Origin of the sequence: Pedobacter endophyticus, assembly GCF_015679185.1 — a bacterium.
Lineage (GTDB): Bacteria > Bacteroidota > Bacteroidia > Sphingobacteriales > Sphingobacteriaceae > Pedobacter > Pedobacter endophyticus.
Genome location: NZ_CP064939.1, coordinates 1,640,950 through 1,656,111, shown reverse-complemented (window position 1 = coordinate 1,656,111; position 15,162 = coordinate 1,640,950). Strand labels below are relative to the sequence as shown.

Annotated in this window: 7 protein-coding genes; 3 read left to right on the top strand and 4 right to left on the bottom strand. The window is 40.7% G+C overall.

Going from position 1 to position 15,162, the window contains the following annotated elements:
* Positions 1-3: 3 nt before the first annotated feature.
* Complete coding sequence (locus tag IZT61_RS06575; RefSeq protein WP_196100376.1) at positions 4-1,677, top strand: RagB/SusD family nutrient uptake outer membrane protein; 1,674 nt, start codon at positions 4-6, stop codon at positions 1,675-1,677.
* Between the two features lie 1,425 nt (positions 1,678-3,102).
* Here the strand turns inward: IZT61_RS06575 and IZT61_RS06570 are convergent.
* Positions 3,103-3,876 carry a response regulator gene (locus IZT61_RS06570; RefSeq protein ID WP_196100375.1) on the bottom strand — a complete coding sequence of 258 codons (774 nt, stop codon included), beginning with the start codon at positions 3,874-3,876 and terminating at the stop codon, positions 3,103-3,105.
* Between the two features lie 2 nt (positions 3,877-3,878).
* Positions 3,879-7,013 (bottom strand): ligand-binding sensor domain-containing protein, encoded by a 3,135-nt coding sequence (locus IZT61_RS06565; RefSeq protein WP_230383882.1) that lies wholly within the window; start codon positions 7,011-7,013, stop codon positions 3,879-3,881.
* A 529-nt stretch (positions 7,014-7,542) separates the two neighbouring features.
* Between IZT61_RS06565 and IZT61_RS06560 the strand changes: the two genes are divergently transcribed.
* Positions 7,543-9,012 (top strand): sulfatase family protein, encoded by a 1,470-nt coding sequence (locus IZT61_RS06560; protein WP_196100373.1) that lies wholly within the window; start codon positions 7,543-7,545, stop codon positions 9,010-9,012.
* A 43-nt stretch (positions 9,013-9,055) separates the two neighbouring features.
* Positions 9,056-10,162 (top strand): glycoside hydrolase family 88/105 protein, encoded by a 1,107-nt coding sequence (locus IZT61_RS06555; protein ID WP_230383881.1) that lies wholly within the window; start codon positions 9,056-9,058, stop codon positions 10,160-10,162.
* A 1,014-nt stretch (positions 10,163-11,176) separates the two neighbouring features.
* On the opposite strand, the gene IZT61_RS06550 is transcribed toward IZT61_RS06555, so the two are convergent.
* Together IZT61_RS06550 and IZT61_RS06545 are read right to left on the bottom strand one after the other, a co-directional pair.
* A complete protein-coding gene (locus tag IZT61_RS06550; protein ID WP_196100372.1) occupies positions 11,177-13,720 on the bottom strand; it encodes a S8 family peptidase in 2,544 nt (847 codons plus the stop codon).
* Complete coding sequence (locus tag IZT61_RS06545) at positions 13,683-14,702, bottom strand: AAA family ATPase (protein ID WP_196100371.1); 1,020 nt, start codon at positions 14,700-14,702, stop codon at positions 13,683-13,685. Before IZT61_RS06545 ends, IZT61_RS06550 begins: the two co-directional genes overlap by 38 nt.
* Positions 14,703-15,162: the final 460 nt, after the last annotated feature.

The window sequence follows — 15,162 nt, the reverse complement described above, 5'->3', positions numbered from 1 at the left end:
GAGATGAAAAAGATTACAACTGTTTTACTATATCTAACTGTTATTTTATCAACGTCTTGCAAGAAAACTTTCCTGGATGAAGAACCGGTCGATTTCTTAAGTACCTCGAACGCGTTTGTAACAGCAAAAGATTTCGAAAGTTCTGTTAACAACCTATATAATCAAACGCGTTTCGAGTTTTACAGCAGCTCGGAATCAAGGCCCTTTGATTATATATTCGGCACCGATTTTGTTTTCGATGGTAACCCTGGAGTACAGCGTCATACGCCCATGATTTCTGCATATGCTGCGGCTGGCAGTATCGGAATCCCGTTAAATCACTGGAGCTCTTTGTACAAAATCGTTTCTGAAGCCAATACCATCATCGATCGTATTCAGGATTCTCAATTGTCGGCGGCAGAAAAAACATTGGTAGAGGCACAGGCCAAGTTTTTCAGGGCTTTTGCTTACCGAACGTTGGTGTATATGTACGGCGGTGTACCGCTCAATTTAGCGGAAGTTACCTCTCCAAAAGCCGATTACGTTAGAGCCTCAAAAGCAGAGGTATTGGAGCAAGTGATTAATGATGTCAAATTTTCGGCAGAAAATTTACCTGCAATAACTGCTGTGCAAGATGGGCAAATTAACAACCTTGCAGCCTACCACTTGCTGTCGGAAGTTTATCTTGCTGCAGGCCAGTTCCAAAACGCGGTAGATGCAGCAACTAAGGTAATTAGTAATCCAAATGTAGGTTTAATGACCGCCAGATTTGGTGTTAAAGCTTCTGATGCCACTAAAAATGTTTACTGGGATTTGTTTCAGAAAGGGAATCAAAATCGCAAAAATGGAATTAACAAAGAGGGACTTTGGGTAATTCAGTTCGAAACTGATGTGCCTGGTGGTGGAACGCTATCTACGAGCATTTCGGGATCTTATCAGAGCGAGCGGGCCTTTGGGCCACAATTATCGGGGTTCAGGTTGCCGGGCAGCACGGTGCTACCTTTCAGGTACCCGCTAAGTGATTATAGTGGCGGTAGGGGAATTGGATGGGCAGTATCTACGAAACATTTTTCGGACGGGATTTGGGCAGGTAACTTTAACAACGACTTGCGTAATGCGCCCTTTAATTTCGTTCGGGAATTTAAAGTGACTAATCCTTTACACCCGCGTTTCGGACAAGTTGTTTCAACAATTACGCCGCCTGCAGGGGTAACGGTGCCAAGCCGCTTCCTTTATGCGTTTCAATCGAAGGTTACCACACCGGGCGACCATCCTGATGGAATGTTTGAAGATAAGGCTACTTTGTTGCTTAAAGCCAGCGCCGGAGGCAATTATGCCGATCAATACATGTTCAGGTTGGCAGAAACCTATCTTTTAAGAGCGGAAGCCTATTTGGGGCTGGCTCAAACAACCAATGCCGCCAATGATATTAATGTGGTGCGCCGTCGCTCGAATGCTAAGGATGTTTTGCCTGCCGATGTAAATATTGATTATATTTTGGATGAGCGCTTAAGAGAACTGGGATCTGAGGAAAAGAGAAGGGTTACGTTAATGCGCCTTGGCTTATTGTTCGATAGAGTTAAAAGGTTCAACCCATATTACTCAGATGTGTTGCCAACCTACAACTTGTGGCCAATACCAGCCAGCGAAATTGAGCGTAACAATGGCGCTAAACTGGAGCAAAACCCAGGTTATTAGGATGAATAGGAGCGGGTTAGCAAAAAAAAAGCTGTGGTTGTTATATAACCTGAGGTTTGTTAATAAAGGCGCTTAATGGAGATTATATTTGCTATTTGACATGACCGGTCGTCATCCTGAGCTTTAATTTTTTTTAAAAAATAGATTGCCTCGTGCTTCGCTACAAAGTAGTTCTTTGGGACAATGACGACCGCTTTAAAAACGTGATTCATATTGATTTTAAGTGGCTAATGAGATTGCTTCAATCGATGAAAAATCGATCTCGCAATGACGAAACGTCAATGGTAACTTGATTCACTAAGTATGAAAGGTGCTGAAATAAATTCAGCATGACGGAATGGTTAAGCGATGTGCCTATAACACTTTCGCGATTGCCTAAACGCTTTTAGTCATCCGATGAATACTATGCCACTCGCCTATATTGATCGGATGACTGGTTGCACAAAATAAACAGGGTATTCAATAATCCCAAATACAGGCGCTAATTCTTAGTTGCAGGTGCCAGGTTATTAAATGTAGGTGCTAGGTTATTAAATGTAGCTGCTAGGTTATTAAATGTAGGTGCTAGGTTATTAAATGCAGGTGCCAGGTTATTAAATGCAAGTGCCAGGTTATTAAATGTAGGTGCCAGGTTATTAAATGTAGGTGCTAGGTTATTAAATGCAGGTGCCAGGTTATTAAATGTAAGTGCCAGGTTATTAAATGTAGGTGCCAGGTTATTAAATGTAAGTGCCAGGTTATTAAATGTAGGTGCTAGGTTATTAAATGTAGGTGCTAGGTTATTAAATGCAAGTGCCAGGTTATTAAATGCAAGTGCTAGGTTATTAAATGTAAGTGCTAGATTATTCTTCTTTTCCGGGTTATAATTGGTGATTTGACATGGCGATCGTCATCCTTTCCGGAAACTTCGGGAGGGATCCTAATAGTAAAGCTTTAGGATTCCCGCCTGCGCGGGAAAGACGACTGCAAGCATTAACGTCATTCATATAGGCAACCTGATTTCGATCAGTAAAACTGCTTTTCCGGGTTATAATTGGTGATTTGACATGGCGATCGTCATCCTTTCCAGAAACTTCGGGAGGGATCCTAATACTAAAGCTTTAGGATTCCCGCCTGCGCGGGAAAGACGACTGCAAGCATTAACGTCATTCATATAGGCAACCTGATTTCGATCAGTAAAACTGCTTTTCCGGGTTATAATTGGTGATTTGACATGGCGATCGTCATCCTTTCCGGAAACTTCGGGAGGGATCCTAATAGTAAAGCTTTAGGATTCCCGCCTGCGCGGGAAAGACGACTGCAAGCATTAACGTCATCCGATAGCTATCGGTAGGGGATCTTAATGCAACACAATAGCAATGGATTGATGCGGATAATGGAGACCGCCTGCCTGCAAGACCTGACACGCCCATAAAGGCCAGACTTTTATGGGCTGCTGTTTTTCTTTAATGAATTAAAATAATCTCTCGGAGCCAAATTGAAATAACGTTGGAAACTTTTGGTAAAAACGCTTTGATTGCTATAACCAACGGTATTGGCGATTTCGTATAAATTAAATTTATTTTCGGCAATTAAGCCGGCTGCTGTTTTCAATCGGGTGATATCAATGAGCTCTTTCGGCGATAATGCAGAAAGGGATTTTATTTTTCTGTAAAAGGTCGGACGGCTCATGTTCATGTGGTAGGCAAGCTGATCAACATCCAAATTTGGATCTTTCATGCTTTTACGGATAAACTCGTCGAGTTTTTTGAGGAAAACCTCATCGGTTTTTGAATGTGCCATTACCCGCATATCTTCAAAGGGGGAGCTTGCAAAATGATCTTTAATCTTTAAGCGATTTTTAAGTAAATTGGCAATCTGTGTACGCAGCAGCAGTTGCGAAAAGGGCTTTTGAATGTACGCATCTGCGCCATTTTCCAATCCCTCAATCTGCGCATTAAAGGTGTTTTTAGAAGTGAGGAGGATGATAGGGATGTGGCAATAATCGACATTGGATTTCAGTAGTTTACACAATTCAAATCCATCAATGCCCGACATCATTACGTCTGATATGATGAGGTGTATCACTTCAATATCTAAAATCGTTTGTGCAATTTCTCCACTTTCAGCGCTGTGAACAGTATAGTCTTCTTCGAGGATATCCGACAATAACTCTAAAATTTCCTTGTTATCATCAATAATTAAAATACTTTCGTTCATGCTCAATTAATTTTCTTCCAATTACTTAATTGAAATTCAAAATCCTGATGTATTGGTAAGGTGAGTTCAAATACAATTTGATTTACCTCGGCAGATGTCAAAATTAGCATTCCTTTATGTAAATCTGTAAGCGATTTAGCCAAAGGTAAACCAATTCCAGTGCCTGGTTTGTCTTTGCGCCGCAATCTAAAAAAAGGTTCAAAAATCTTATTTCTGAACTCTTGTGGTATCGCAGGGCCATCATTAGAAAAGCGTATTATAAAATTTTGTGCGCCTTCGTTTGGCGCAATCAATTCGATAGTAGTTGTTGATGTGGCATATTTAATGGCGTTTGAAATCAAATTACTGCAAATTTTTATTAGTGCTTCTCTATCTACAAACGCAATGATATGTTTTTGAGGCAATTTAACTTTCATCACAATTTTGTATTCGGCAGCAAGTTCTTTAAATGTTTCTGCCTGATTTTTAACTACAGCATTAATATCAACGTTAACAAAGTTTAAACCAAACTGCTCAATTTCGGTTTGCCTGAAATCTAACAGCTGGCCAATAAGATCGACCAGGCGTTTGGTGTTTTTCTCAATCATCAGCATGCTCTTTTTAATTCGGGGGTACTGGTCAATACCATCAACAACCCGCTCTACGGGTACGCTAATGAGGGTAAGCGGTGTTTGAATTTCGTGGGCAATGTTGGTAAAAAATTCGATTTTTGCCTGATAGACTTCCTTCACCTTTTCATGCTCAAAAAACTTCAGCTTATTGGCGTTTCTTCGCTCCTGAGCCTGGTGGTAAGTGCGTATGCCGAAATAAAGGAGTAATGCAACGATGATTGTATACAGCAGATAAGCGACATTACTTTTCCATAGCGGAGGCAAAATTTCAATATAGAGTTTGCGTTCTTTACCAACCCAGCTACCTACATTGCTTTGTGCCTGTACCAAAAAAGTGTATTTACCGGGCGAAAGATCGGTAAAGTAGGCATTTCGATTGCTGGCAAGATAGGTCCAGGTATCTTTTACCCCCTTCATTTTGTACTTATATTGAGTTACCTCACTAAGCGAATAGTCTAAGGTTGAAAATTTGATGCTGAAATTATTTTGATTGTAGTTTAAGGTTAAGGAATCGGTGTAGGCGACCGATTTTTTTAACGGGCTGTTTGCCTCGTTTGGTACAATCTCTTTATTATCTATTTCAAAACCAGTGATGTAAGTAGGAGGGCTGGCCTGCGGTTGTGCCAATTGAATTGGGTTAAAGGAGATCATTCCGTCAACAGATCCGAAATACATGATCCCTTTTTGGTCTTTGTAGGCGGAATGATAGTTAAATTGATCGGTAATGAGGCCATTAGCTCTTGTAAACACTTTTATTTTTTCGGTGGCTATATTTAAGCAGATTAAGCCTTTAAGCGAGCTGATCCACAAGTTGCGCTTTTGATCTTCTAAAATTCCATAGAGAACATTGGAGGGAAGACCGTTTTTCTGAGTAAACTTCTTCACGATTTTGCCCTGATGATCAACCTTTATCAAGCCCCCGCCTTCAGTGGCAAACCACATATTTTTATAACTATCCTCTAAAATTCCATAAACAGGAAAATCGCCATCGCCATTTTCGCCTAACCGGATATTACCAGCTTTACCAGTTTTTTGCTGGTAAAAGTACGCACCTTGTTTTGCACTGCCTGTCCATATATTTCCTTTGCTATCTTCAGCAATGGTAAGCACATCAGAATTGTAGGGTATTTGTTTAATCCGTTTAAAGCTTTTTTGTTTCTGGTTGTAAATAAATAAGCCCGATCCGTTATATACCGTACCTACATATAAGGTGCTATCTTTGGATAGCCATAAACTGAGCACAAAATCGCTTAAACTATCGCCTTTGTCATCAATATATTTAAAGCGATTAACAATCAGGCCATTTCGAATATCCATTACCTCGAGTCCATGAAAAAAGGGACCAATAAACAGGTTGTTGCCTACGGCTAATAATCCATGGATATTGGGATAGGAAATGCTTTCTTTTTTATTGGTAACGTTATAAGGTGTAAATTTTTCGGTTTTGGGATCAAATTTGTTAATTCCGGCATCTTCGGTTCCAATCCACAAATTGCCCTGGTTATCGGCGCAAATCTCGCGAACGGCGTTCCCCGATATCGAATTGGTATTGGGAATGGGGTAATATTTCTTGAACCGGGCATTTTCTTTGGAGTAATAGTTAATCCCCCCAAAAAAAGTTCCGGCCCAAATGCCGCCTTTATCGTCTCTGCAAACCGTATATACTGCGTTGTCAGCTATGGAGTAAGGATCGCCAATCTTTTTTTTGAGGTTAATACTCGTTTGCTCAGCAAGATTGTAAATATAGATGCCGGATTCGGTAGCAATCCAAAAATTTTGTCCATCGCCTCTTTCGATATCGCGTACGAAGATTTCTAAATTTTTATCGCCACTTAAGTTTAAATTTTTAACTGTACCACGCTTAACATTATAACACTTTAAACCTTTTTTAAAACAGCCTATAAGTATCTGATCATTATCGATTGGCAGAAGCGCAGTAATGGATCGTAAATTCGGAGCAACGCTTTTATCAATTATTCTAACTTTACTTATTGAGTTAGCTGATGGAATTAATTTACTGATTTCACCGTCTCTGTTACCGAACCAAATGTTCTGGTGTTTATCTATGGCTATACTTGAAGCAGATGTACTGATATTGATCACTTTTTGATCTTTTGGGCTATATTGAAACAGCGAGCCATCGGCAATAATCCACAGGTTGTTTTTTTTATCAACAATAACGTTGTTGATATAACCGTTTACGCCTGCGAGCTTTGAAAAAACCTCGGTAATGGGGTTGAAACTAAAAAGCGCTCTTCCGGAGCCAATCCAAAGTATTCCGGTTTGATCTTCGATAATGCTGGTGATGATATCATTGCCGATATACCCAAATTTATCGGACTTGTTTTTGTAAAGCTTAAAAGTATATCCGTCAAATCGGCTAAGGCCACTGCGTGTTCCTATCCAAATAAAGCCCTTTTTATCTTGTATAATACTTCGTACTGAATTATGAGAGAGGCCATCGTTGGTTCGATAATGTTTGAAATAATATTGACCGCTACAAGCTAACGCAAATAGATGTAGCATGGTTAATAGGAAACATAAAGGTTTAAACAGGCGCATAATAGGTTTAAACAAATATAGGTAAAGTCGGCATATCTCGTTTGTTGTGCCAGTTGCGATGTTCTTGGAGCTGAATTGCTTTTTTGGGAATTAGTTGGTTATGGGCGCCTTTTAAGCTTGTATCTATTCTTTAGGACCAATTGGCAGTACGTTTTTGACATAAATCGACAAAAAATTGAAACGCTGCCATAAATTATATTCATTTACTTTGAGGTGTTTAACCGCCAGCGGATAAAAGCAGGCTACCGATTTGACCTTTAGGCCAGGGTGGGCTGCACGGCTGCCATGTGCCTAAATGGATGGGGTTAAGGTTAGGCAGAATAGTTAACCAAATATAAATCGCTGTACATGTCAAAGTCTGTTAGTTTTTAGGGCTCTTGTGTACTTTACCTTTTTGTTAATATGATCACTTATTGTTTGAGCGCTAAATTCTCTTTTTTAACAGGCGAATGGAATACGCTGTTAGTACCTCAACGGAAAAAATAAATAAGATATGAAATATAAGAAACTGTTTGTTTTGGTGTTTGGGCTATTTTCTTCTCAATGGCTGTTTGGGCAAAAGCGAGGGGTAGACGGGCCCAATATTGTACTTATTATAGCAGACGATATTGGCTGGGGGGATATAGGATTTTTTGGCAATAAGGACGTTAAAACACCGAATATTGATGCGCTGGGCGCCTCGGGATTGGCATTTAAGAACATGTATGTAACCACGAGCAGCTGCAGCCCGAGTAGATGTAGCATCATTTCTGGCCGATATCCGCATAATACGGGTGCGCCGGAACTGCATGATCAGTTGCCGGATGACCAGTTTATGTTTCCTGAGCGGTTAAGGAACATGGGTTATTATACAGCACTATCTGGTAAAAATCATATGGGGGGCGCTGTGAAAAAAGCCTTCAACTTAATTTCACCAGGGAAAGGCCCGGGTGGTGAGGAGGATTGGGTGAGTATACTTAAAGCCCGACCGGCAAACAAGCCTTTTTTCTTGTGGTTTGCTGCGCATGATGCTCACCGCGACTGGCAAACTAACGATAAGGGGGTGGTTTACGATGCTGAAAAGCTTAGGGTACCGCCTATGCTGTATAATGGTATGGAAACCCGAAAGGATCTGGCTTCATACTACCATGAGATATCAAGGTTAGATCATTATGTGGGTAATGTTGTAGGGGAGCTAAAGCGGCAGGGCATTTTAGAAAACACGTATATCATTTTTATTAGTGATAATGGCAGCCCTTTTCCACGAAACAAAGTTCGGCTATATGATAGTGGAGTGAAAAGCCCCTTTATTGTTAAAGGTCCGGGTGTTAAAGTGGGTGAAACTGAAGGGTTGTTGAGTGCCATTGATATTGCGCCGACGATATTGGAAATTGTAGGTTTAAAAAAAGACGAGCGTATACAGGGTACAAGCTTTTTGAGCCTACTAAACGGGAAGCAGCACAGCACACGAGATTTTATTTTTACTGAACACAACTGGCATGTTTTTCAGGGGTATGAACGAATGGTGAGGTACAAAAACTGGGTGTACATCAGAAATGGATTTCCTGAACGCAGGGCAATGGCAGGCGAGTCGTCTAAGTTATTTCCGGCAGGCAAAGAGCTATGGGAAAAACATGAACAAGGCCTGACTAAAAAGAACCAGGAAGATATTTTTCTAATGCCACGACCTGCAGAAGAACTTTTTAACGTTGCGGAAGATCCTTTGGAGTTTACGAACGTGGCTACGGTGGCGGGCAATAAAAAAATGCTTTCTTATTTGCGTGAGGCAGTTGATAGGTGGATAATGGAGACGGGCGATTCGAAACCCAAAAATCCTACTCGGGATCGTGATGATATTGATGGAAAAAAGTTGCCGGGAGAATGGCTTAAGGGCGAAAGACCGGGTGAGGCGAATAAAGCAAGCCGGATGAATAGACCTGGGCCTGTGCTGAAAAAGGATATCAAAATGAAAGAACCGGTTTAACGACATCAAATTAAAAACACCACAATTTAATAAACTAACAGAAATGATGTATAATAGAATATTATCTATGTTAATTGCCTTAATAACCTGCCAGGTGCTATTTGCACAGCATAAGGAGCTGGCTGGTTTCTCGAAAGGTTTTACACCCAACGAAGTGGGTAAGCGTTTGGCTTATCACTTTGTAGATAACAAACATGAGTTTTACGACAGATATATTCATTACGCTGAAGTGTGCACCTGGAATGGTGCTTTGGATTATGCGGTAAGGGCAAAGGACAATAAACTGATTAAATTACTAGTTGATAAGTTTGAGCCATTATTTAGCTATGAAAAGGAATTGTTGCCACCGATGAACCATGTTGATTATAATATGTTTGGCAGTTTGGCCTTTAAACTTTATGAAATAACGAAAGATGAGCGGTATAAAAAGATAGGACTGGCTTATGCAGATTCGCAATGGGAGTTACCGCAAAATGCTAAGCGAATAGAGAAAAGCTGGGCTGATAAGGGTTTTTCGTGGCAAACCCGCCTTTGGATAGATGACATGTACATGATTACGGTAGTACAGGGGGAGGCTTATAAAGTAACTGGCGACCGAAAATACATTGATAGAGCAGCTAAAGAAATGGTGCTTTATTTGGATGAACTGCAACGCGGGAACGGCCTGTTCTACCACGCACCGGATGTTCCTTATTATTGGGGGCGTGGAGATGGCTGGATGGCGGTAGGTATGCCGAATTTATTGCGCATGCTGCCTACCGACCATAAAGACCGACCACGGATTATGGAGGGCTACCTGAAAATGATGCAAAGTTTAAAGCAGTACCAAAGGCCAAATGGCATGTGGAACCAGTTAATCGATGAATCTGATTTTTGGGTGGAAACCTCTGGATCGGCAATGTTTACTTATGGCTTTATTATAGGGGTACAGGAGGGTTGGTTAAAGGCGAGTGAATATGCACCTGCAGCGAAAAAAGCCTGGCTGGCAATGATTCGCTATATCGATTCTCGCAATAACGTTACTGAGGTATGTATTGGTACGGGTAAAAAAAATGACAAGCAGCATTATCACGATCGGCCACGCAACGCGGGCGACTTTCATGGTCAGGCGCCATATTTGTGGTGCAGTGCAGCACTGTTGGAAGAGTAGTTTTTTGATTCAGTTTCATCAGCGGTCGCCAAAGCCTAATGATACGTTAGGCGAAGTGATATTGAAAAGCAAACGTCATTGATTTTTTCTGTGGGGATTTCAGGTGAATATTAGACACTGGATATCAACCCAAAGTATGCAGTCGGCTTTTGACGCTGAAGAGAAGGAAATTTGAAATAATCTCTTCGCAAGATAAAAGTTCATCAGAATTTTATCTTTCAATTTTTGAACATGTCAATCTGCTCTGTCAAAACTTCAAACCTTATAAATAAGTGAAGATGGCAATGGAATCTATCGCTCGGCAGCCTTCAACTGATTTTCTGGCGATACCATAGCAATCAACAACTGCAAGCACTACCGTCTGCCAGTGGTATGAGTTATGATCAAAAAGACGATAACTTCGGCCAGTGAAATAAACCTGGTATTTTTGTAGCTCGTTTGTGTTTAACGAATATTTTCAAAGAGAAAAGAGGCATATCAGAATCAAATCTGAATTATGCCTCTTTTGCTGATTTGGTAGCGGTTACTGGACAAATTTCGAATTTTTTCCTGCCTGATTTACAGGAATTGGCTAAAGTTGCGAATTATTTCAAAACTTAAAAGATCGTTACTAGACAATTTTCGAACTGGTTAATAGGCAATGCTTGATACCCAAAATTAATCTTTTGAGACTTGGATTATTATATAATTAACATATGAATATTACACACTCGACTTTAATACGTATTTGCAATGCATCAAATTTAGATTTTACTTTGTCAAATATCGTTTGCGGCTAGGAAATCACTGTAGCTGGAGATTTCGCTGAAATTGACCACCCCGTTTCGGTTTAAACTGTATCTCACTTGAAATAAATACCGACCGATTCATAACTGTTCCCAAAGATCAGATCGGGGAAAATCCTAAACGGGCCGTTCTTCAAAAATATTACTAGGCACATCGGCAAAGTCAAATGGTAGATCTATCGCAACTTAAAACTTTAAAGGATTCCATTGACAAACGATTAAGTACTAATTACACAGGTAAAGCTCCCAGCTGATTTAGCACAGGGGTCATCAGGTCAATTTCAACATTTGCAGTTTCAAGCGTTACAATCAAACTATATCTAACAATAGAATCGGTTTTCCCCAGTTTTTTGCGACTTCTATACCAACCTGGCTTCGGATAAATGGCGATCTTATTCCTGGCCGACATATCCGCTCCGGACATCGTCACAAAATCCTTCTTGATGGAACCCCTGGACCTTACCCTTTTAATTGACCATTTTTCCTCCGTCCTGTCGATTTGATCATCTTCGAGCTCAGAAGCCTTTGATATCCGCCGTTTGAACATCTCTAATGGTTCATTTTCTTTGATTACAGCAAATTCTAAAGCATGTGAGTGATAATGGAAATTATTCACATAGCGCTTATTTTTGCTTCCTGGATTAGGTTCAATAAAGTAAGATAGCGTGATTTTTAATGTAACATCCTGATCAAAAAGTTGATTTAACAAAACGTCTTCTGGCCAGGGTAAATCATAAAGGTGATACTCCCTGCTTTTTCCAACCGAGCTGACCAAATGATAAGGTTGGATTTCCCTTTCAGCGATCAGTGTCAAACTGTTATTAGCACTATAAAGAGCATTTTCCAAAATAGGCACGCCGTAACCGACTGATCTTAACAACAGTTTTCGGTCAGTTTCATTTAGTGCCTCAAAAGAACGGTTATTCAGCATGCCGGCAGTCCAGTCTGCAGCGTGTACCATTAGAGCTCTTATTGTTTCAGGCCAGAACTCCGGATAAAAGGTGCGCAGCTCTGCCGCCATTTTAGCCGCTAAGCCTGCAGCTCCGCTAGTATCCCCGAATGGCATAAAGGTATAACTAGGAAAATCTCTATCGGCGGTTAACATTTTCAAGTCGTAATGATCTGAAACATATACGCCATCAGTACTGCAGTTGCCGCCTTCCATAACGATATCAGGTTTGATCGGCCATTGACTTTCCCATAGTGTCGAAGTAGAATTGCTGGGCGACATCGCGCCATTAGGGGCCAAATGAATATGCCCGGTCGCAGGATCGATCCTGTCTTTTCTCGTGTAACTTCCAACAGTGACTGCATTATATGCCTGTGCCGGATCATGTATAGATTCCCTCAAGTTCAAATCGGGATAATCATCGTGATTTTCGGTGATCACATTTCCACTGCTCACGATCACCAGTTGGGGGGCGACAGGTTCCAGGGCAGAGCCAAAAGCTATTTTGTCTATTGCTGCAGACCATGCAGATGGCCGGCCCTTAAAAGCAAATTCCTTATCAGTAATGGTCATACAAAAAACGCGGGGATTCTCAGGACGGTCTACTAAAGGCGTACTGGTCGCATATTCAGTAATAGCTCCGTATAACTCAGGGTCATTTGCATCAGCCTGGTTAATTATTTTAAAAGATTCCAGCCCATGTAAGATCCTGATGCGGCCAGGTTCATTTAACGCATCAACCATATCTCCATAAAGAGTCAGCCCTGCTACGCCCGTACCATGACCACCATTAGGCCAGTCATCTCCGGTTCCCCAGTCGTCTGGCTTAAACGACCCCATGTGCGCATCTGGAAGAAATGGCTGTATCAATGGATGCGCGTTGTTCACTCCGCTATCAAGTAAACAGATCAGGACAGAATTTCCGTTTATTTCAACGTCAGTCCGTTCCAGTAATTCCGACATCCACTCGGCGTGATCCTGATAGTCCTGATCTTTATGGCAGATGAAATCAGCCGTTTCCTGTGGTTTTCTAAGCTCAGATAAATTGTCCAAAAGCATAATGGAACGGGACAGTTGGATGGCAGTTCCTTTGACCAGGCGAACCCGGTGCTCTGCAAAAACCAGTTCGGATTGGCCGACCTGAACACCCGTTAAAGCTAGGTTTTCCAAAACCCTGGCTATCCTGAATTGGTCATTGCCAGTTTTTCTAAACCAAACTTCCCACCAGAGATCTTCATTTTCATCTGGAAAATCTATTTCCGGTTCATCAGCCCAAAATGATTTCAATGTTGCCGACTGAATGCTTTCAATATTCAAAAATAATTTATAATATTTTGCATTTCCGGTATCCACTCGTTCGCCGGTGATTTTGTCCTTTCGGAAAATATTTTCATTAATATAAAGCCGGATTTTTTCAATGAAATTGCTGATACCACCCTGGGTCATCATCATTGTGACATGATATCGAAACCTATGGTTTTCTTCAACATCTTCCTGCTCTTCGCGTATATTCAAAATTTGGAAAAGTGGATCTGTCTTATCCTGATCCATACTATTGAAATCTAGCTTGTAACCCCATTCAGAAGTGAACTCCACATAGACAGCTTCATCCCTAAGTATGCCTTCGGGCAGATCCACCTCAACAGGAATATCAAATCTTTGGCGGATGGCATCGAGCTGGGCTAGGATGCGGTTGCCGTGTTGGTTTCTATTCCGCTGCGCAAGGTCGAGGTTGCCTGAGAACGTTTTTTTTGGGTAAGCATAGTCTAAACTTTGGGCAAAACCATCAAGTTTGATGTGTTTTTTGGGATTCTGTCTGGCCATGTTTAAGAGGAGTTTTTTTAGATAAAGATTTTTCTATTTCCAAAGAATCCAACTTTGTAGCGCCGGATAAAATCATTTCCTTAATTGCCTCTTCACATGCCTTGGTTATTTCCGAATAATTAAGGCCTTCCGCCAACTTAGCAAGTTTGGTATAATTCGGTTTCTTTGAGAACGAAAAACTTCTGGTTGTTTTTTTTATACTTTCGCCAATTTGATTAAGGTTTGGCAGTGGATAGTTGATCACATCGTCAAATCTTCTGAACAATGCCTTATCCAGACTTTCAGGAAGGTTTGTCGCAGCAACAATAATACTATTGCTCTGATCTTTTTCTATGTTTATTAAAAAGCTATTTAATACCCGTTTTATTTCACCAATATCCTGGCCCTTATCGCGATGTGAGCCAATGGAATCAAATTCATCAAACAGATAAACCGCCCGATGCTCTTCCATGGCATCAAATATTAGCCTTAACTTGGCTATAGATTCACCCAGATATTTGGACATCAGCCCATCAAGGCGGATAATATATACCGATAAACCCAATTCCCCAGCAATTGCCTGGGCAGTCATCGTTTTTCCTGTTCCAGGTAGACCGGTCAGCAACAATTTCCTCCTGGGACTAAGATTGTGTTTTTTTAACAGCTCCCAGTTTTTTTGCTCGTTGATTACTTTGTTAAGCGATTCTTTCACGCCCAGATCCAATACCATATCTCTTAGGTCAATTCTGGGCTTAAAGACCTCGATAAGTTCTTTGAGCTCTCTCTTGGGCGCAGAAATCGAAACAGTCTTGGGAGAATCTAGATAGGCAACCGACTTCTCTTTTCTGGCCCTCTCAATCAATTGCTTAAGTTCTTGGGCGACAGTTGTATGTCCCTGTCTCGCTTCAGAGGCTGCGATTTGCATAGCAGTTGTAAAGAAGCGATGTTCATCATCTTCTGCGTACGATTTGATTAGACTTTTAATTTGATCTGCTGCTGCCATTATGCAAAAATACGTTTTTACCTGATGATTAGCTAGCCCCCGCAAAGGCGAACACTAATTTAAATAAACTTTGAAACGGTATTATTAAAGATAAATGCCCTCAACCACATCCGTTACAAAAACTTATTAACAAATTAACTTTTTGTTCAATAATTTAAGTGACTTGAGAAAACGCAAAGGCTCCATGTGCTTTTTGATTTGGAAGAATTTGTTAAGTTAATCGAGTCCGATCTGGATTTTAAAATATCCCTTAAAAAGAAGGTTGATGAGGCAAAGCTTAGCAAAAAACCTTTCATAAAATTTATTTAATGCTAACTGCAATAAATACTAGGGAACAATCCCCTAATCAAATGGAAGTTTCAAAATCAACTTATCTTTAGAAAAATTGTTTTAGGTATTCTAATTTATTCAGATCTAAGTATATAAGACTAGCGAACTATTTCAATAGGTATTATGTTAG

Coding starts and splice junctions, on each gene's coding strand:
- IZT61_RS06575 (WP_196100376.1), top strand. CDS start 4: ATGAAAAAGATTACAACTGTTTTACTATATCTAACTGTTATTTTATCA.
- IZT61_RS06570 (WP_196100375.1), bottom strand. CDS start 3,876: ATGAACGAAAGTATTTTAATTATTGATGATAACAAGGAAATTTTAGAG.
- IZT61_RS06565 (WP_230383882.1), bottom strand. CDS start 7,013: ATGCTACATCTATTTGCGTTAGCTTGTAGCGGTCAATATTATTTCAAA.
- IZT61_RS06560 (WP_196100373.1), top strand. CDS start 7,543: ATGAAATATAAGAAACTGTTTGTTTTGGTGTTTGGGCTATTTTCTTCT.
- IZT61_RS06555 (WP_230383881.1), top strand. CDS start 9,056: ATGATGTATAATAGAATATTATCTATGTTAATTGCCTTAATAACCTGC.
- IZT61_RS06550 (WP_196100372.1), bottom strand. CDS start 13,720: ATGGCCAGACAGAATCCCAAAAAACACATCAAACTTGATGGTTTTGCC.
- IZT61_RS06545 (WP_196100371.1), bottom strand. CDS start 14,702: ATGGCAGCAGCAGATCAAATTAAAAGTCTAATCAAATCGTACGCAGAA.